General features: G+C 46.5%; 18 protein-coding genes. 4 read left to right on the plus strand and 14 right to left on the minus strand.

All coding sequences use genetic code 11. The annotated features are described in order from the left end of the window. Positions 1-54: 54 nt before the first annotated feature. Positions 55-744, plus strand: a complete 690-nt coding sequence (locus AC58QO_RS21065; protein ID WP_497268924.1) for an AlkZ-related protein — start codon at positions 55-57, stop codon at positions 742-744. A 391-nt stretch (positions 745-1135) separates the two neighbouring features. Further along, positions 1136-1480, plus strand: a complete 345-nt coding sequence (locus AC58QO_RS21070) for a DUF3889 domain-containing protein (protein WP_497268926.1) — start codon at positions 1136-1138, stop codon at positions 1478-1480. Here the strand turns inward: AC58QO_RS21070 and AC58QO_RS21075 are convergent. The 5 genes from AC58QO_RS21075 to AC58QO_RS21095 form a co-directional block, all read right to left on the minus strand. Beyond that, entirely contained in the window at positions 1475-2794 is a 1320-nt protein-coding gene (locus AC58QO_RS21075; protein ID WP_497268928.1) for a replication-associated recombination protein A, read from the minus strand. The two genes, AC58QO_RS21070 and AC58QO_RS21075, sit on opposite strands and share 6 nt — an antisense overlap. Positions 2795-2948: 154 nt before the next feature. Then, positions 2949-3707: a tRNA threonylcarbamoyladenosine dehydratase gene (locus AC58QO_RS21080; RefSeq protein ID WP_497268929.1), complete on the minus strand. Its 759-nt coding sequence runs from the start codon at positions 3705-3707 to the stop codon at positions 2949-2951. 24 nt (positions 3708-3731) lie between these two features. Then, entirely contained in the window at positions 3732-5513 is a 1782-nt protein-coding gene (gene aspS / locus AC58QO_RS21085; RefSeq protein ID WP_497268931.1) for an aspartate--tRNA ligase, read from the minus strand. Positions 5514-5556: 43 nt separating this feature from the next. Then, the gene (gene hisS, locus AC58QO_RS21090) at positions 5557-6822 is read right to left on the minus strand and encodes a histidine--tRNA ligase (protein WP_497268933.1); all 1266 of its coding nucleotides are present in this window, start codon (positions 6820-6822) and stop codon (positions 5557-5559) included. A 438-nt stretch (positions 6823-7260) separates the two neighbouring features. Continuing rightward, positions 7261-7569 (minus strand): winged helix-turn-helix transcriptional regulator, encoded by a 309-nt coding sequence (locus AC58QO_RS21095; protein ID WP_497268935.1) that lies wholly within the window; start codon positions 7567-7569, stop codon positions 7261-7263. 157 nt (positions 7570-7726) lie between these two features. Here AC58QO_RS21095 and AC58QO_RS21100 point away from each other — a divergent pair, with 157 nt between their 5' ends. Both AC58QO_RS21100 and AC58QO_RS21105 read left to right on the plus strand, forming a co-directional pair. Beyond that, positions 7727-8119, plus strand: coding sequence for a DoxX family protein (locus AC58QO_RS21100; RefSeq protein ID WP_497268937.1), 393 nt, complete (start codon positions 7727-7729; stop codon positions 8117-8119). Positions 8120-8422: 303 nt separating this feature from the next. Continuing rightward, positions 8423-8749, plus strand: a complete 327-nt coding sequence (locus AC58QO_RS21105; protein WP_497268938.1) for a hypothetical protein — start codon at positions 8423-8425, stop codon at positions 8747-8749. A gap of 100 nt (positions 8750-8849) precedes the next feature. Here AC58QO_RS21105 and AC58QO_RS21110 read toward each other — a convergent pair whose 3' ends face one another. The 9 genes from AC58QO_RS21110 to secD all read right to left on the minus strand — a co-directional run bounded on the left by AC58QO_RS21110 (position 8850) and on the right by secD (position 20224). Then, on the minus strand, positions 8850-10799 hold the full coding sequence (locus AC58QO_RS21110; RefSeq protein WP_497268940.1) for an FAD-dependent oxidoreductase: 1950 nt from the start codon (positions 10797-10799) through the stop codon (positions 8850-8852). A gap of 149 nt (positions 10800-10948) precedes the next feature. After that, a complete protein-coding gene (locus AC58QO_RS21115; protein ID WP_497268942.1) occupies positions 10949-11122 on the minus strand; it encodes a hypothetical protein in 174 nt (57 codons plus the stop codon). Between the two features lie 81 nt (positions 11123-11203). Next, positions 11204-11644 carry a D-aminoacyl-tRNA deacylase gene (gene dtd, locus AC58QO_RS21120; protein ID WP_497268944.1) on the minus strand — a complete coding sequence of 147 codons (441 nt, stop codon included), beginning with the start codon at positions 11642-11644 and terminating at the stop codon, positions 11204-11206. Positions 11645-11658: 14 nt separating this feature from the next. Further along, positions 11659-13845: a RelA/SpoT family protein gene (locus AC58QO_RS21125; protein WP_497268946.1), complete on the minus strand. Its 2187-nt coding sequence runs from the start codon at positions 13843-13845 to the stop codon at positions 11659-11661. Between the two features lie 185 nt (positions 13846-14030). Further along, complete coding sequence (locus AC58QO_RS21130; RefSeq protein ID WP_497268947.1) at positions 14031-14543, minus strand: adenine phosphoribosyltransferase; 513 nt, start codon at positions 14541-14543, stop codon at positions 14031-14033. A gap of 26 nt (positions 14544-14569) precedes the next feature. Beyond that, entirely contained in the window at positions 14570-16987 is a 2418-nt protein-coding gene (gene recJ / locus AC58QO_RS21135; protein ID WP_497268949.1) for a single-stranded-DNA-specific exonuclease RecJ, read from the minus strand. A gap of 66 nt (positions 16988-17053) precedes the next feature. Beyond that, on the minus strand, positions 17054-18007 hold the full coding sequence (locus AC58QO_RS21140; RefSeq protein ID WP_497268951.1) for a cation diffusion facilitator family transporter: 954 nt from the start codon (positions 18005-18007) through the stop codon (positions 17054-17056). Between the two features lie 65 nt (positions 18008-18072). Beyond that, positions 18073-18999 carry a protein translocase subunit SecF gene (gene secF, locus AC58QO_RS21145; protein WP_497268953.1) on the minus strand — a complete coding sequence of 309 codons (927 nt, stop codon included), beginning with the start codon at positions 18997-18999 and terminating at the stop codon, positions 18073-18075. After that, complete coding sequence (secD, locus tag AC58QO_RS21150) at positions 18989-20224, minus strand: protein translocase subunit SecD (protein WP_497268955.1); 1236 nt, start codon at positions 20222-20224, stop codon at positions 18989-18991. The genes secF and secD overlap by 11 nt, the downstream gene beginning before the upstream one ends. Positions 20225-20312: the final 88 nt, after the last annotated feature.

A 20312-nucleotide genomic window follows, 5' to 3' on the forward strand; every position in this document is an offset into this window, starting at 1 on the left:
AGAGCGAGTGACAGAGATAAGCATGGGAAAAGAATTAAACGAAGGAGAATGTATATGGCTATGAACGGGGTAACGATGAAAGCTGATACGTATGAAGATGTGAAAAGGCTCGTTAAAGAGATTGGTATTCTTCCCCTCTCTTCGTTCATTCCTGAGCATCCTTCACTTGAATCCTTAACTGTCCAGGAGCAGTGGCATACCGGGTTAGAGACAGATCCTTGGTTATGGCGTGATCGGCTTCCAGGTGATGGACTTGCTGCTTATGGACGTTTTTTTGCCAAAAAGCCATTGCTGATAGCTTCCGAGTTATTTCCTCTGATCAAAAACTTACTTGAAGACCCGTACACAGTGGACGAACGCTACTCTGATGGTGAGCTGTCCAAAGCGGCCGTCGATGTGTATCACGCGATTGCTGGGAACGAAGGCATTGATGTGAAGGCTTTGCGCGCTGCGACCGATCTGAAGTCGAAAGAATCCAAGAATGATTTCGATCGTGCTCTTATCGATTTGCAGAGTAAAGCTGACATCGTGATTGCGGGCATCAGTGAGCGCCTGAACGCGAATGGCACTAAAAATGGCTGGAACAGCACTTGCTATATGACCGCTTCGCATTGGATGGAGCTGCACGGGATAGCGAAGAATACACTTCCAACACCTGAGGCCAAAGCTCAGTTACGCACGCTGCTGCAGGACAAGTACAGTGAAGGCGCTGGTAAGTATTTGGGGAAGATTTTTAAGTTGTAATTGGGGAGGAGCACTGGGGTGCTCCTTTTTTTGTTGGGCTACCTCAGGTTAATTCAGCCTCTATTCTCCCCCTAAGGGGAACGAGAGTGCGCTATTCCAGCGAAACAAGCTCATTTTTACGCGTAAGGGATCGTAGATGCACTATTTACTCGAAAAGAAATCCAAATACTTAGTTTTGGAACAAATAACGCACTGACGTTCCCCTCAATTAGCGTATGTACGTTCCCTTATGTAAGAGGAAGGGAATAATGAACTGGAACACGTGAGTGGAGTGACACGCCATTTTTGCTGTTATTTACCGCTCGCCATTACGCATGTATGCTCCCCCCATCGCACACGCTACAAGCGAAAGGTGTGAGCGATACTGAGCAAAATCATAGCTGTTTTACTCATGTTCGGGCTGAGCTGGGTAGGCGCTTCAACTGCACTTGCGGAGACGATCCAGCTTAGCAACGGCGGCCATGCGGAAAGGGCTCCGATTCATGACCCCTCTTATGCCAAATGGAGTCGCCTTGCTTTTCAAGAAGCCGGTAAGGTGTATACATTGTTGGATTACAAATACATCGGAAAGTCCAACGTCGCACCAGGTGTCGTTCAGCAGCAGTTCCGTTTCTGGGTCAAAAAGAATGGTAATGAATTTCCACTCATCGTCTCGATTCGTTATGATCCTATCACAGAAAAAGTCTTCACGATCCTCATGGAGCAAGAAAATAGAGGGACTCTACGGATTCTATGAATCTGTAGGCGTCCCTCTTCTTTTGCTTTGATTCAGCTTCATCTTCTCTTCTGTCCCTTGATTTGTTGCTGCAAAAATAACCTCATGCTGGATCTCATCCGGCAAGTACTGCTGTCGCACATAATGCCCTGGGTAATTATGCGGATACATATAACCTTTGTGGCCGAGCTTCTCTGCGCCTTTGTAATGCGTATCGCGCAGATGCAAGGGAACCTCGGCTGATTTTACGCGTTCCATCAGCTCCTGCGCCCGCATAATCGCAAGCGGGATCGAGTTGGACTTCGGACTCTCCACCGCAAATAAAATTGCCTGGGAAATGATGTACTTCGATTCCGGCCAGCCAATCTTATGGTAGGCGTCCATCGCGGTGACAGACTGAACCATCGCCTGCGGATTGGCGAGTCCGATATCTTCACTGCATGCGACGATCAGACGCCGCAGGAAGGTCATAGGATCCATGCCGAGCTTCTCAACGGCATAGAGGAACCAGAACAGCGCGGCGTCGCTAGAGCCGCGCACGCTCTTGTGAAAGGCGGACAAGACGTCATACTGCGTCGACTCGTCCGCTTTCACGATGGGGCGGCGGATCGACTCTTCCGCCACCTCGCGTGTGATATGAACCGTGCCATCCGGTTCAGGGGAAGTCGTCAGCGCTGCCAGCTCCAGCGCGTTCAGGGATCGGCGGATGTCGCCATTGGCCATCTGCCCGATGTGCGTGAGCGCCTCCTCGTCCACGTGGAGGCGCATGAAGCCGAGCCCCTTCACGGGATCGGCAATCGCCCTTCGCATGGCGATGAGCGCATGCTCCGCCGTGAGCGGCTCGAGCTGAAACAGCGTCGAGCGCGACAAGAGGGCCCCGTTCACATGGTGAAAGGGGTTCTCTGTGGTCGCCCCGATGAAGATGAGGATGCCCTGCTCCACAGCAGGAAGCAGCGCATCCTGCCGCGAGGTGTTAAAGCGATGGACTTCGTCCAGGAACAGGGTCGTTTTCCGCCCGTACATCGCTTTCGTGCTTTTGGCCAGTTCAATGATCTCGCGAACGTCCTTCACAGAAGCATCAACAGCGTTAAGCTTCATGAATTCACCTTGAGTCCGATTAGCAATAATGTTCGCAAGCGTCGTCTTCCCTGTCCCTGGCGGTCCATAGAGAAGAATCGATGTCACTTGATCCGCCTCAATCGCCCGACGCAACAACTTGCCTTTGCCAACGATTTGTTCTTGTCCGATATATTCGTCCAATGTAGTTGGACGCATCCGGTCAGCTAAAAGCTTGCCTACCGGGTCTTGTGCTGCTGCATATGTAAACAAATCCATGGTTAGTTTCCTTTACTGAGTGTTGAACGTAGTAATCTTCATTATACTCCGCCCCAGAGGGCATGTCATGTGTCACCATGAAATTGACATTCCGCACGTATTTTAATCGCAAAAAAAACAGACACCCCCTTATCGGGGCATCCGTTTCTCTTTACTATGCGTTCTTCTTCGCACCAATCTCCAGCAAATCCTTCACGGCAGCACTCACCATGATAAGCCCCGCTACAGGTGGTACAAAAGAGTTGCTCGCAGGCGGCTGCTGCGCCTTACGTCTATCAGGTGCATCTGCAGGCACGATTTGCTCCGTAACGTCTTCCCGTGGCTTCATCGGTTCTTCCATCGAGAATACGACCTTCACACCCTTCTTGATGCCTTCTTTGCGCAAACGTTGACGAATCACGCGTGCGATAGGGTCCATGCTCGTTTTGGAGATGTCCGTAATTCTAAATTGCGTCGGATCCATTTTATTCGCAGCACCCATACAAGAAATCATCGGGATTTTACGTGCCAAACATTGTTTGATCAAATGGATCTTGTACTCGATCGTATCGCTCGCATCCAACACGTAATCGATTGGGTAAGCGAAAACTTGCTCATACGTTTCCTCTGTGTAGAACATCCGCAGGGAAATGACATCGCACTCCGGATTGATCAGTTTGATGCGATCGCGCATCAGATCAGCCTTCGGCTGACCAACCGTTGTCGTTAGCGCATGGATCTGACGGTTAATATTCGTGATATCGACAACATCTTTGTCGATAAGAATCAAACGTCCGACGCCGGATCTCGCTAAGGCTTCCGCCGCTATAGAGCCAACGCCGCCGATACCGAGCACGACAACTGTGCTGTTTTTCAACATTTCAAGACCCTCTGGGCCAATGGCTAGTTCAGTACGGGAAAATTGGTGAAGCATCGGAACACTTCCTCTTCAAGGTTCTTAGGCTTTCGCAGCAGGCTGCTTAAGCGCTAAGCGAATCGATAGTTGTTCTAGTTGTTTATCATCAACAGTTCCCGGAGCGTCCATCAACAAGTCTGTTGCGCTAGCTGTTTTCGGGAATGCAATCGTTTCTCTTAGGTTTGTACGGCCTGTGATTAACATCACCAAGCGGTCAAATCCGAAAGCAAAACCACCGTGTGGAGGCGTACCGTATTCAAATGCTTCCAGCAAGAAGCCGAATTGCTCATACGCTTCTTCTTTGGAGAAACCAAGTGCTGTGAACATTTTCTCTTGTACATCACGTTGGTAAATCCGCATGGATCCGCCGCCTACTTCATAGCCGTTCAAGACTAGATCGTATGCTTGCGCGCGAATTTGACCTGGATCTGTATCGAAGAAATGAATGTCCTCTTCGTTCGGACGTGTGAACGGATGGTGTTCCGCTACATAACGTTTCGCATCTTCGTCATATCCAAGAAGTGGGAAGTCTACAACCCAGGCATATTTGAATATGGAGTCATCGATAAGGCCTAGTTGACGACCAATTTTCAGACGAAGGTTACCTAGAACATCAGCAACAACTTTCTTCTTGTCAGCAGAGAATAAAAGAAGATCTCCCTCTTCTGCTCCCAAACGCTCTGTCAATGCTGCGATTTCAGCCTCATTGAAGAACTTCACGATAGGCCCTTTGAATTCGCCGTCTTTCACTTGAATCCAAGCAAGACCTTTCGCTCCGTAACGTGCTGCGAATGGAAGAAGATCGTCGATCTCTTTACGACTCCATGTGCCACAGCCTTTTGCGTTAAGAGCTTTAACTTGACCGCCACCGTTAACTACACTTGCGAATACTTGAACACCGGAAGTGGATACGATATCGGATACGTCTTTCAATTCAAGGTCAAAACGAAGATCTGGTTTATCGGAACCATATCTCGCCATCGCATCAGCATGTGTAATCCGTTGGAATGGACGAGGAATTTCAACGTTAGCCGTTTCTTGCATCAATTTCACAACAAGCTCTTCGAGGATATCAAGAAGCTGATCCTGCGATAGGAAAGAAGTCTCGATGTCGACTTGCGTAAATTCAGGCTGACGGTCTGCACGAAGATCTTCGTCGCGGAAGCAGCGTGCGATTTGGTAGTACCGCTCAAGACCACTAACCATCAGCAATTGTTTGAAGATCTGCGGCGATTGTGGAAGCGCGAAAAACTCGCCTGGATGCACGCGGCTTGGTACCAAGTAGTCACGCGCGCCTTCTGGTGTACTTTTCGTCAAGATTGGTGTTTCTACATCGATAAAGCCTTGGGAATCCAAGAAATTACGGAAGATGTTAGATGCTTTGGAACGCAACATCAACGTACGTTGCATTTCAGGACGGCGCAGGTCAAGGTAACGATATTTCAAACGAACCGCTTCGTCCACTTCTACGCCATCTTCGATGAAGAAAGGAGGTGTTTTCGCTGCGTTCATGATTTCGATTTCAGTTACTTGAATTTCGATTTCACCTGTCGGAATGTTATTGTTCACTGTTTCAGCATCACGTTCTACGACTTTCCCTTTAACTGCAAGCACGTATTCATTACGTGCACGGTCTGCAATCGCCAAAGCATCCCCTGAGAAATCTGGGCTAAACACCGTTTGTATTAAGCCACTGCGATCACGTAGGTCGATGAAAAGAAGGCCGCCGAAGTCGCGTCTTACTTGAACCCACCCGTTAAGTATTACTGTTTCGCCTACCTGGGCTTTCGTAAGCTGCCCGCAATGATGTGTTTTGAGCATCATAATTGTTGTTGCCTCCTTATAGTGTTCATAGTGGTGTAGCTATCTATTCGAATAGTGTCTTTGCAGCTTGTGAGGCAAGATCCACTAAACTTACCGTGATTTGATTCCCTGTTTCCATCTTCTTCAGCGTAATTTCGCCGCGAGCTAACTCGTCATCGCCAAGAATCGCCACATACGTTGCTTGGAAACGATCCGCGGACTTCATTTGAGCCTTCATCTTGCGACCCTGGTAGTCTTTCTCCGCCTTTAAACCTTGAACTCTTAGCTGGTGCAGAAGTTTCGTAACTTCCTTCTCCGCCGCTTCGCCCAGACCAATCAAGTACACATCAAGCGGCTCAGGCTTCGGAATTTCAACACCTTGCGCTTGCAGTACGAGCAGAATACGCTCGAGACCTAGACCCAAGCCTACGCCCGGTTGGTCCGTGCCATGCCCGCCGATTTGCTCCACAAGGCCGTTGTAACGTCCGCCACCGCCAATCGTGTCGATTGCGCCAATACCCGCAGCTTTATATTCAAAAGCCGTGTGCGTGTAGTAATCAAGGCCGCGCACGAGGCGTGGATTAATACGGAATGGAATCTCCATCGCCGTTAAGTGCTCTTGTACCTGTGCAAAGTGTGTGCGGCATTCCTCGTCTAGGAACTCAAGAATGTCTGGCGCGCCCACACCGTACTTTTGATCGTTTTTGCAATCGAGAATGCGCATTGGGTTACGGTCATAACGAGACTGACAGTCCTTACAAAGCTGATCCTTCACAGGCGCAAAGAACGCCTGCAGCTGCTCACGGTAAGCCGTTCTAACCGCTGGTGTACCCACGGAGTTAACTTCCACGGTAACTTCTTTGAGACCAATTTCTTTATAAAAAGTGTAGCCAAGCGCAATGACTTCTGCATCAATGCTTGGATCCACCGATCCGAACGCTTCAATACCGAACTGGTGAAACTGGCGGTACCTCCCCGCTTGCGGCTGTTCATAACGGAACATCGGTCCTACATAAAATAGCTTCGTTAAATCCGGGATCCCATATAGCTTATTTTCAACGTAAGCACGAACGACACCCGCGGTTCCTTCCGGACGCAACGTCATGCTGCGATCGCCTTTATCAAGAAATGTGTACATTTCTTTTTCGACGATATCTGTCGTTTCCCCAACGCCGCGCGAAAATAGTTCTGTACTCTCGAAAATTGGCGAACGAATTTCTTTGTAGTTAAAACGTTGACACAAGTCTCTCGCCTTCATCTCGAGGTACTGCCATTTCTCAACCTCGCCTGGAAGAAGATCCTGGGTTCCTTTTGGCTTCTGAATACTCATTTAAGTAACCTCCCTTTATCTCTAATACGTGCTCTTGCAAATAACAAAAAAATCCCCCATCCCCGACTTCCGTCAGGGACGAGAGATTTGAATAACTCAAATTCACCCGTGGTACCACCCACATTCAGCATACCTTGCTTCCTCGCTTACGCAAGTAAAGGCAATTCAGCTCTTTGCGGTTAACGCCCGCTACTCGCGCAACTACTACTTAGCACATGATCACATGGGCTGTTCCCAGTCGGTCCTCGGGGAGGTCTGTTCATTCGCTCATCATGGGAAGCTTGCAGCCTAGGCTTCCTTCTCTGTACATGTGGGGGCGAATTACTGTGTCCCTTCAATGGATCACAATCATATCAAATTACATTATGGTTATTGTAAACATTGGAAAGGGCAAAGTCAAGAGATAGTCGTTCCTGATAGCCCTCTTCACTAATGAAATTAATTGAATCCGTCTGCCCATTTTTGAACTTCATCCATAACCGGCTGAAGTCCCTTCCCTTTTGGTGTTAATTCATATTCTATTCGAACGGGCGTTTCTGGATACACATGTCGAATAATAATATCTGCCGCTTCTAATTCCTTGAATCTTTCGGAGAGCATCCGATCGCTCATACTTGGTATTAAAACTGAGATATCTTTAAACCGCTTTGGCCCAGATAGCAACACATTCACGATAAGTCCTGTCCAACGTTTTCCCAGAAGTTCGAAAGCATGCTCGAATTTGGGACATAGTTGATCGTTCTCCATCTTAATCATCTCCTTCGAGTTCTTGCTGAGTACATCTTCATACACTTCTGTAAAAACTATTTTAGCATAGTCGCTTGACAAAAGTAAGTGACTCGTAATAATATACTAACATAAAGTAAGTTGTTAAACAAAATATATTTAAAGAGGAGATGTTAGTATGGCATTAGGACTACTTATTATTCGTTTGGTGATTGGGTTAACGATGGCGGCTCATGGTACACAGAAATTGTTTGGTTGGTTTGGTGGTTACGGACCTAAAGGTACAGGCGGATTCTTCGAATCTATTGGCATCAAACCAGGTGTCATGATGGCAGTAGTTGCTGGTTTAGGAGAATTAGCTGGCGGCCTGCTCTTCGCCGCTGGTTTATGGACAGAAGTTGGCGCGGCTCTTATTATTATTACAATGATCATGGCTATTATTAAAGTTCATGGCAAAAACGGGTACTGGGTAACCTCCAATGGAATTGAATATAACCTCACACTACTCGTTATCGCTCTTGGGGTTGCATTAATCGGAGCCGGTGATTACGCTATTGATGCACTTATGTAAGTTTGTATTATTGAATTCCAAACCGTTCAGCTATGCTGAGCGGTTTTTCTTTGTGTACAAAGAAAATAGCCTGCAGCACAAGGCAGCAGGCTTTCAAAAGTTTATATTTTAAAGGGGGTCGAGTATCAGTATATCCTTCTTAGATTAAAGGAAGATGAAGCGCTTATTACAATTTCATTACACCCAAATCCCGCTTATTTTCAAGCATTTTCATTTCGTTTCTCCCGTATATTCATCCTATTTTCACATATACATGTACAACAAGGCGAATGGCCTTGAATATAACATCTGGAGGCTGTAACAATGACACTACAAAACGAGTTTCAAGAGGAACGACAAGATCTCGTGGTGCTTTTCTCTGAAGAATCCGAAACCGAAGCCGAAGTTGAAGATGAAGTAGCTGACGAAGCAGCCGAAGAAGAGGCCATTGAAGAGACTGAAGCGGATGCGGAGACTGATGACGAAGAAGTAGCGGCTGATGAGGAAGAAGCGGATGCGGAAGAAGCCGAAGAAGCTGAGAGTGAAGAATCCGCGGATGAGGAGCCAGAAGCAGAAGCTGATGAAGAAGAAGCGGAAGCTGAGGAATCCGCTGAAGCTGAAGCAGACGAAGAAGCTGCCGACGAAGACTAAGAAATGTAACCGCAAACATCCTTTCTCTCATAGCCAACTACAAACTAAGAGCCTTACAGCCACATCCGATGCGGCAATAAGGCTCTTTATTGATTCCAATTTAAGGCTTACCCGTTAAGCCAATCTTAACGTCTCGAATCATCATATACGTGTCGCCATTGGTTAATTTTTGCTTATCTGCAATCCCATTAACCGTTGCTGCCGTTAGCAATTTACTCTCGATTAGCTTAGCTTGGGCTTCAGCAGAAGTACCTTTTATACCAAGGGCTTCTGTAAACGTAAAGCTCGCTTGCTCAAGCGTCAACGGTATTTTGTCCGCATTTTCCAACTTGGCAATCGCTTGATTCACGTCACCCTTAAATGCATCAGGCTTCATCTTCCGTGCACTTCCAACCACATTGACCATTCGCTTCGGATTGGCCGCGTCATCTAGGCGGAAGTTATTATCATACGCACCAGATGCCAGTCCAAGCATCATGGCTGATTTCAAACCTTCGTATGCCTTATGCTCCATGAAAGGCTGAGGCTTTATCGTCATCGGTTGAATTTCCATGCCTTGCTTATTTAACTGTGCCTGCAGCTTAGCAATGCTTTCCTTGGATGCTGAAAGCTGACGGAAAGTCTTGTTCTCTGCTTTGGCCAAGCTAACAGCAGCCCCGGCCGCTTCTCCTTCAGCCATCCCCGTTGGCATAACGCGAGCGCTTCCGTGTGGAAGTGTATCATAGCTTGCCGCTCTACCTACGACCAATAAGCCGTCAATCTTCTGTGGAACGATACTGCGGAAAGGAATCGCATATTGTTTTGGCTTACATACGACATTACCAGAGTCCGTTGGTGTGATACGCTGGATATCGACGGGATAGGATCCAAAGCCAATGCGATCCCACTGATCTGCATTTGTACATACATCGATGATACTTAAGCGGTATTCACCCTGCATGTGACGTGTTTCCCTCACATAAAGCTCAGGTGCGGATCCATCGAGCTCAATCGTAGAGAACTCTGGGAACGTTTTCTGCATATACGCGACAATGTTAGGCAATTCCTTTTTGCCAATATCAAACGCTTCTTGCACCGACTTCGGATCAAATGTGTCGACCCCAAATATTTGTAACGCATTGATTAGCACCGTATTATCATTTTGCCTACCCATGTTGAGCCCTCTCATCTTGGCTCTTTCTTTGTTCAGTGCAGGATAATTACTCATTTCGCTATATCCAAATACACTTACATCTGTTACACCTGTGCCCGAGTTGTCATCCCCATTCAATCGGTTAGCCATCAGTTTCCATACTTCAGGGGTGACATTCTTCAAACGAAAGGCAAGTGTGACAGCCATCTTGGATTTTGGATCTCCAATATCTTCATGTCCCATTGTAAAAGGCACACCAGCTGCTGCCGCGAAATCGCCATCCTGCGTAGCATCAATGACAGAGAAGGCTTTGACGACTTGTGTACTGCCATTTTCAAGTGTGATCGTTGCGCCTTGGACGGCATTTTTATTTTGTGAAAGAAGGGGTTCAATCTTCTTCGTTTTCATCAGCACTTCGATATTTTTTTCATTCTTCACGGCTTCATAGAAGGCATTGGCAGCTGTATTCACATCGAAGGAATCCCCTTCGGTTTTGGCGTACCATTCTGAGAAATACCCTTTGTTCCACACGTCATCCTTGCCCAGCAAGGTTTTAGTCGTAGAGTAATTGTTATCCAAGGAATTGATCCAACCAAGGGTCATCAATCCTCCTAAAATCTCACGATCCCGACCATCGACAAGCAGCGTGCTTAATCCATTCCGAGCTGACGAAACCGCAGCGGCTACGCCTTCTGGATCCGTACCAACCACAATGACATCATAGGCATCTTTCGCCTTTTTCACCGATTTCACTTCTTCAAGGGCTTGCTGCTGCCCACTATGTCCTTTGGAGCTGTTATGATGATTATATTGATAGTACATGGCGGCCGTTGCGGCCAGCAGCGTAAGTATAATCAATATGCCCATCAACCATACCCATCCTTTGGATGTGGATTTGTTGCGATTTGAATTTGACATTACGACGTAAGCACCCACCTTATCTCCTGCATGTCTTACAATAATTCCATAGGCTAGTTTACCACAATTTAGAGGTGTAGAGAAATTATGCCCGTTTCACAAATAAAACCACGCAGGCTGGTTGAACAGCACACACGTGGTTTTATGAACTACCGGTACGATTTCTTAGGAATACTCTTCATTTTCTCATGATCAGAAGTGAATTCCGCACTAATTTCAACATCGGCAAAAGCAGATGCTTGACTCATCCGCTCCGCCATGGAGGTATGGAACAATTGCTGTACCGGGGCTGTCATCATTTTTTCTTTTATGGATTGACGCATCTGTAGGCTCCTAACCGCTAGTATATACAAGTTTAGTATAACCAGTGGCCGAGCTACCTATCCCAATGCCTTCCGTACAACTTATTTACTATCGATAATTAACGTTACAGGTCCCCAATTCGTAAAGGAAACGTCCATCATTTCTCCGAATGCGCCAGTTTCAACCTGCAAACCTTGATCCCTTAGCAATGTGTTGAATTGATGATACAACGGCTCCGCCTGCTCAGGCCGTGCCGCCAACATGAAGTTGGGACGCTTCCCTTTGCGACAATCCCCATATAGTGTAAATTGAGACACGGATAGGATGGCTCCCCCCGTCTCCGTGACAGAAAGATTCATTTTACCCATTTCGTCTTCAAAAATGCGCAGACCCGCCACTTTATCAGCAAGATACTTCGCATCCTGCTCCGTATCTTCGTGAGTAATACCAACCAGCAGCATCAACCCTTGCTCAATGCGACCGACGATTTGATGATCAACGGTTACTTCCGCGCGTTTACAACGTTGTACAACTACCCTCATCGTCCCTAAATCCCCTAGCTTTGCATAATTCGCTGAACGGAATAAATGTCTTTAACACGTTTTATTTTTTCTACAACGGATTGTAGATGATCGATATTTTTAATCAAAATGGTCATATGAATCGTCGCCATTTTGTTCTTATCGGAACGTCCTGAAACAGCTGAAATCATCGTCTTGCTCTCAGATACGGCTTGAAGCACTTCATTTAGGAAGCCACGGCGATCATGTCCCGTAATCTCAATCTCCACATTGAAATTGGATTCAACCGCTTCGGCCCAATCCACTTCGATAACGCGATCTTCCTCACCCATCGTCGTTGGTATGTTCGTACAATCGGATCGATGGACAGAAACACCACGCCCGCGAGTAATATAGCCAATAATGAAATCCCCAGGCACTGGATTACAGCAACGAGCAAAGCGTACAAGCAGGTTATCTACACCTTTGACACGTACACCGTTCGTTGGACGGCTTTTGCGTTCAGTAGCAGCAGGAGCTTTAACCTCCTTCACTTCACTGCTAAGTTTGATAATCTGCGCTTCTTCTGCTTCTTTACGCAGCTTCTCTGTAAGCTTCGTACAGATCTGTGCAGCTGTAATCCCGCCAAAACCAACAGCCGAGAGCATGTCTTCAATATCGCTAAAATTGAACTTCTTCGCTGCTTCCAGCATTTTATCGTCACTCATTAAGGTTGGAGGGTCAATCGCTAAGCGTTTGAGCTCGCGCTCGATCATATCCTTACCTTTTTCAACGTTTTCCTCACGCTTCTCTTTCTTAAACCACTGCTTAATTTTACTGCGTGCGTGAGAAGATTGCGCGATCTTGATCCAATCCTGACTTGGACCATAGGAATGCTTGGATGTTAGAATTTCAATGATATCGCCGGTTTTGAGCTTATGATCGAGCGGAACGATCCGCGAATTGACTTTGGCACCAATGGTGCGGTTCCCGACTTCAGTATGAATGCGATAAGCAAAATCAAGCGGAACGGAACCTGCCGGAAGCTCGATAACTTCCCCTTTTGGGGTAAAGACAAAAACAAGATCAGAGAAGAAATCCATCTTCATGGATTCCATGAATTCTGAGGCATCATTCGTCTCATGCTGCAGCTCAAGAATCTCGCGGAACCAGCTCATTTTATCCTCGAAGGTGCCGGATGGAACAACAGAACCGCCTTCTTTATAAGCCCAGTGCGCCGCGATCCCAAACTCAGAGGTTCGGTGCATTTCCCAAGTCCGAATCTGCACTTCAAGCGGTTCACCCTTCGGTCCAATAACCGTCGTATGCAAGGATTGGTACATATTCGGCTTCGGCATCGCAATATAATCCTTGAAGCGTCCAGGCATTGGTTTCCATAACGTGTGAATGATACCCAAAGATGCATAGCAATCCTTAATGCCGTCAACAATGACACGCAGGGCCATGAGATCGTAGATTTCGTTAAATTGCTTGCCGCGGGAGCTCATTTTTTTGTAAATGCTGTAGAGATGCTTCGGTCTTCCAGAGATATCTCCTTGAATCCCCATCTCATCCAATTTCTCTTTGATGCTATGAATCACATCTTCAATGTACTGCTCACGCTCAGTCCGTTTCTTCTGCATAAGATTTACGATCCGATAGTATTGCTGCGGATTCAAATAACGGAGGGCAATGTCCTCCATTTCCCATTTGATCGTAGAAATACCAAGACGATGAGCAATCGGACAGAAAATCTCCAGCGTTTCTTCCGCAATGCGGCGCTGACTTTCCTCCGACTGATACTTCAAAGTCCGCATATTGTGCAGTCGATCCGCAAGCTTAATCAGAATAACGCGGATATCCTGCGCCATGGCGACGAACATTTTGCGATAGTTCTCATTCTGCTGCTCTTCTTTGGATTTGAACTTAATGCGCTCCAGCTTCGTCAAACCATCAACGAGCATCGCACAGGTCTTCCCGAATTTATCTAGAACAGTTTCGAGTGAAACTGTTGTATCTTCAACTACATCATGCAGAAGCGCAGCGATCACCGAAGTGACGTCCATCTGCATGTTCACCAATATATCTGCAACAGCGAGTGGATGCAGAATATAGGGCTCACCCGATTTGCGCACTTGGCCATGATGGGCTTCATCCGCGAATTCATAGGCCTCCCGAATCCTCTGCAAATCATTCTCTTTCAGATAGGTGGCGGCCTTTTCCAGCAGCTGCTCTATACCCATGCATCTACCCATTCCCTTTAGTCGATTTTTATCCATTATGCCTGCAAGTCAGGCCCTACGTCAACTATTCGCGTACATGCTTTCGACAAAAAGCATCATAGATGCCGATAATGCATCGCTTTCACTCCGTAGAATGCTATGAAAAAGAGAATCGAATAACGAGCATTCGATTCTCCAGCCCTATCTTAATATTGAATAAGAGATACGACATCAATACCATCAAATTTGCTGCGGCCATCTAAGTACGTAAGCTCGATTAAGAAAGCAGCTCCGACAATTTCTCCGCCAAGCTGTTTGATCAAATCAACAGACGTTTGAATCGTTCCACCAGTAGCAAGCAAGTCATCAGCGATAAGTACTTTCTGTCCAGGCTTAATCGCATCCTTGTGCATAGCAAGCTTATCTTTGCCATATTCAAGCGCATAATCAGCTTCGATCGTTTCGCCAGGCAATTTGCCGCTTTTACGGATTGGAATAAAGCCCACACCTAAAGCTGTAGCAAGAGGAGCTCCAATCACAAATCCACGTGCTTCCGGACCTGCAATCACATCAATTTCCTTGTCTTGGATAAGTTGCTTTAATTGTTCGATGGCTTCTTTGTACACAGGGCCGTTCTGAAGCAGTGTTGTAATATCTTTAAAACGAATACCTGGTTGTGGGAAGTCCGGGATAACGCGAATGTAATCTTTGAAATTCATATGATTTCCTCCAATGTAAACTCTTTTTATATGATGTTTTCAGCGATCCATTGCTCCAACTCTTTCGCTGAAGAATACATAACAATGGCTTCAACTTCTTGTCGATGCAATCGATGCTGGTACAAACGTGATGTGGTTAAATCTCTTTTGGCCGGTGTCGAACTCAACGTAACTATATTATCATGTTTCACTACAAATTCTAATTCCTCGAAGACAGATAAAATAAAATGTATCATACCTAGAGATAATCCCGATCGTTTACTAAAAGACGTCATCATTCTGGTATCTTGCAGTTGAAGTGTCTTCTCTTTCTGCAAGGTGCCATACAGCATCTTAAACATATCGCGGGAAGGCAATGTATGCCCACTATCCTGCCCAAGCTCTGCGAATACAGGATAGCACCTCATCATGCCTGTTGCTTGCTGAAGTACCCCTTTCAGGCTGGCAATTCGACGAGGTAATGTGTACAAAATGACATCTTGCAGATCGCCGAACATCATCCCGCTTGCTGCCTCATTGCCCGGCCTCACATGTTCGGTTTCCTGTACAATCCAATAGGGCACAAGATGCCCTACCTGCGAAGCAGTTGACTCGAACAAGGCTATGTCCGCTTCATCAAAAAGGATGATACCTGGTGATCGCAGCGGCACAGTTGTCCCCGCTGAAAGATTGCTCGTAAGCGCTGCAAGCTTCAAGTGCAATTGTCCCGTACCTCGCCAATCGAATACTTGTGTATGCGGGATGCGCAGATCCTGCATAATGATTTGCGGCTTCCGAACGCCATTCCACTCATTAATTGAGAGCTCACCCAACACATCAATCTTGGCCGAGGGAGCAATTAACGCTGCTAAACTTCCCTTGCCGAAGCCTACTGCTTCAACCGTACAGCTGACTTCATCCTTCGCTTGGGAAAGTCCTAGCTTCAGATGCTGCTTTTCTTTGCCCATAGTTCGAATATCTTCAAGTCCTAAATCCGTAAACATAAATTTAGGCGATGGATTCCCCATCCCGAAAGGTGCTAACAGCTCTAGCCCTTCAATACTTGCTATAGGAACATCTGCTAGGCTGCACTGATTATCTACGCGTAAGACAGGTACGAAATCTTGCTCTGTCAACGTTGCTTCTGCAAGCTCATTTAATCGGATTGCGAAAGCTTCCAGATGAGTACAGTCCAAGCTCATTCCAGCCGCTGCTTGGTGACCTCCGTAGTGGTCGAGAAGATCCTTGCAAGCTGTCAATGCCTTGTGCAAATCAAAGCCCGCAATCGAACGCGCAGAGCCTTTGGCCATCCCCTTCTGAGGATCAATGCTCAGCACCAACGTTGGGCGATAGAATTTCTCCACAATCTTCGAGGCAACAATCCCAACGACGCCAACATTCCAGTTCTCTTTGGCTACGACGATGACTTTATCCAAGCCCCTGGCTCTCTGCTCCTCGGCCATCGCAAAGGCTTCTTGAACCATATCCTCGACGATTTGTTGACGCTCTTTATTCAGCATATCCAATTCGAAGGCAATTTGCTCCGCTTCTTTTTCATCCGTGGTGGTAAGCAGCTTAACGGCAATATCGGCTGCTTCTAATCGACCGCTCGCATTAATTTTGGGTGCCAGCGAGAATCCGATATGTCCTGCGGTAATCTCTTTCCGCTCTATGCCCGATACACCAATAAGGGAGCGGAATCCGACGTAACTGGAATCCTGCATACGTGCCAAGCCCATCTTCACGATCAGCCGATTCTCGCCTGTGAGCGGCATGAGATCGGCAACCGTTCCAAGCGCTGCGAATTCAAGAAGCTCTTCAGGAAATCGTTCCAACAGCGCATGTGCGAGCTTAAATGCAACGCCTACACCGGCTAAGAGCTTGTAAGGATAAGGGCAGCCCGGCTTCTTAGGGTTAATCACAGCCAAAGCGTCTGGCAGCACTTCTGGCGGCTCATGATGATCCGTGACAATGACATCTAAGCCTATTTCTTGGCAATAAGCAATTTCGTGAACGGCGCTGATTCCCGTGTCCACGGTAATGAGCAGCTCGACACCTTGCTCCTTCGCTAACGCTATTGCAGCGCGATTCAGACCATAGCCTTCACGAACTCGATGGGGTATGTACGTATCGAAACGAGCCCCTAATCCTTTTAACAAATGCGCCATCAAGGACGTACTGCTGACACCATCGGCATCATAGTCACCATAAACACGAATCATCTCGTTGTTCTGCAGTGCTTTGCGGATTCGCTCCACAGCAGGAAGCATCCCGTCCAGCAAATAGGGATCATGGTAATCGCCGATGCCACCCTGCATAAATTGTCTGGCCTCTGGCACGCTGCGGATATCTCGAAGCACTAGAATACGGGCAACCAAGGGGTCCAACTGCAGTTCGCGTACAAATTCTTCTACCAGCGCTTCATCCGCATTTCCAATGTTCCATCTTGCCTTCGGTGCTAGCACTTGGTGAGTCCTCCTTGCCGTTTTCCTAAGAATATTTCATGGTAGCATGCTTTAGAAAAGTGTGAATTAGTGTAGAACAGATGGCAGTTCGTTAGCTTCCATATCTGCCTGTTGTTTATAGGGATAGCCTGCATCGTAGGGATTCACATGAATGAACACATTGGTCACGTGATGGTACTGCTTCATCAGCTGTTGTTTTATTTTCTTCGAAACCTCATGCCCCTCCCAGACGGAGAGCCTAGGATTCACACTGATCGTCATTTCGATGACGACATAATGACCGTATTCTCTAGCGGACAGTTCATCAACGGTAATCACACCATGAATCTTTTGAACGGCTGTAACGAAATCGGCGGCCTCTTCCTGATGTAAAACGTTTTCTGCTGAAGTAGATATCGTTTTGTTGACTAGAGAGAATCCCATTTTATAAATAAATAATGCGATGAGAAGTCCAGCTACTGCGTCTGCATAATAAAGCGCACTATATCCCATGGCATGCGCCAGCATCGTCGATAGTATACCTAACCCGACTACAAAAGAAGAGTATATATCGGAACGGTGTCTCCGCGCATTGGCAATAAATTCCTCTGTCCCAACCTGTTTAGCGAGTCTGCGCATGTATTGGAACATGAATTCCTTTGTAAGAACCGAAATCACTAGAACGACTAGGGTAATTCCATTGGGTTCAAACTCCGCATGGTTTATCCATGATTTGACCGATATAATGCCCATTTCAGTGCCAATTACCATGATCAGGACAATCAGTAGAATCGAACCGACTGAAATTTTCCCTTCTAAACTTCGATAAGAAGCACTCGCAAGCTGCAGCCTCGTTGATCTTACTCTCCCGATAGCAGCAGCCAGCACACAAATCCCTGCTGCTGATTGAGCCGCTGCTGCAAGCAGCGAAATACTATGCGCCTGAAAGCCAAATACGCCATTCAGACAAGTCAGAGCAGAAAGGATCAGCATGCCTACCCAAAGCGCGTATTCTGTCTTATGAAAACCCTCGTCTTTCATGTGGCCATTCCCCCTGAACGGATACAAAGGCCGCGCAACAATCACGCGGCCGGTTATTATGGTTATTACGCTGCAGCTTTCTTTTTAGAACGTGATAATGAATTTCTTTTGAACAAATACCATAAGGAACATGCAATGAAGATAGATGAGTAAGCTCCGCTCGTTAAACCAATTAGCTTGGCCAATGCGAATAACTTAATGGACTCGCTTCCGAACAGATACAAACAACCTGCAGCAATTAACACGACGAGCACCGTATTGATGTTACGCGCCATGGTTTGCCAGATACTGTCATTCACCAATGCAACAAGGTCAGCGTCTGTCTTAAGCTTAGCGAAGCGCAAATTCTCACGAATCCGGTCAAAGATAACGATCTTGTCATTAATGGAATAACCGATCGTGGTCAACACTGCCGCGAGGAACGGAAGGTTCACTTCGAAGCGGAAAATGGCAAACATCGCAATAACGATGAACGCATCATGCAAGATAGCAATAATCGCAGCTAAGGCAAATCGCCATTCGAAACGGATACTCACATACAAGCAAATTAATACGCTTGAAATAGCTACAGCGTATACCGCTTTCATCAATAACTCTTTGGCTAACTGTGGATCAACGGTGTTAATTTCCTTCGAAACCTCAGCGCTATAGGCTGTTGCAAATGCTTTTTGGATCTTGTTTACCGTCGCATCGTCCAGAACGTCATCGAAACGGATCGACACGCGATCACTATTATTACCACCAATTGTAGGATCAGCATATTTCGACTTCACATCACCACTCGTGTTCAGTCCATGCAAAATTTCCTCAACCTTAGCACTATCCAGCTGTTTACCGACTACAAGGTCGATATTCGTTCCTGCTTTGAAATCGACACCGAAATTCATACCCGAGGTTAAAATAATAACTAACCCGATGATCAGAATTGCAGCCGAAACGATGAAAAATTTATTGCGATTTTTAACAAAATCATACTTTTGCTTAGAGTCCACGGATATCTGCCTCCTTTACACCGAAATAACTTGGCTTTTTCAGCAAATTACCTCGGATAATAAGATGCAGCAGCCATCTGGAGAACAATACGTTCGTTATGATACTGATAATAATACTCATCATCGTAATAACTGCGAATCCGCGAATAGCACCGTTACCTACATAATAAAGCACGATACCAGCGATTAAGTTCGTTACGTTCGCATCCATAATCGTACGGAAGGAGTGCTTCGTCCCTGCTTTCAAGGATGAAAGGATACTCTTACCAGCACGGATTTCTTCGCGAATTCTTTCGTATGTGATAATGTTCGCATCAACAGCCATCCCTGCGCCTAAAACAAGGGCAGCAATACCTGGCAACGTCAATGTGGCATTCATAAAGTCGAAGATCGCTAATAATACCCAAACATACGTGATCAAAGTGAAAGCCGCTACTAGGCCTGGCACACGATAGTAAAGCACCATGAACAAGAAGATCAAGATCGAAGCGATTAACCCCGCTCTAGCTGTCTCATGAAGGGATGCTTTCCCTAATGTAGCATCGACACGTTGTATGTATTTTTCCGTTAATTTAAGCGGCATTGCGCCTAAGTTAATCATTTTGGCTACTTTAGTTGCTTCAGCAACATTCGTTTGTGTAATGATTGCGGAGTCGCTGTCAATTGGGAAATTAACCGATGCCGTCGACTGAACAACATCATCCAAGTAAATAGACAATGTGCTGCCAACCAACTTCGTTGTTACTTCCTTGAATTTCTCTCTGCTTTTCATTTTGATCTCAACGATCGGTTGCTTCGTATTCGGGTCATAGCTTAATTTCGCTGCATTCTCGACGAAGTCAGTACCATTCATGTAAACCGTTCCATCAGGACCTCTGAAAGTAAGTACAGAAGGTTTGGACATCAGGGTACGAACTTCTTCTTCGTTCTCTACACCCGCTAGACGAACACGGATACGATCTGATCCTTCTGGGTACACCTCAGGTTCAGCAACACCGAGGGAATCGGCACGTTTTGCAAGACTTTGTGCAGCTTCCGTAAGCGTTTCCTTCGTGAGAGGCTGTCCAGCCGTTAACGGCTCCGCGGTGTACAATATTTCAAAACCGCCTTTTAAATCCAATCCAAGCTTAATACGTTCTACTAGTCTAGGGCTCGTTGCTCCAACTGCGCCAAGAACAATGACAACCGTTAGAAAAAAGAACGAAATTCTTTTCCAATCCAGCATCTGTTGCTAGTCTCCCTTCAATACTCAATATGCCTATTATACTCAGGTCTGAAAAACGAGTCAATTTAAGTCGTTTCACGCAAAAAAT

The sequence above is a fragment of the Paenibacillus sp. J31R30 genome (genome assembly GCF_059692115.1).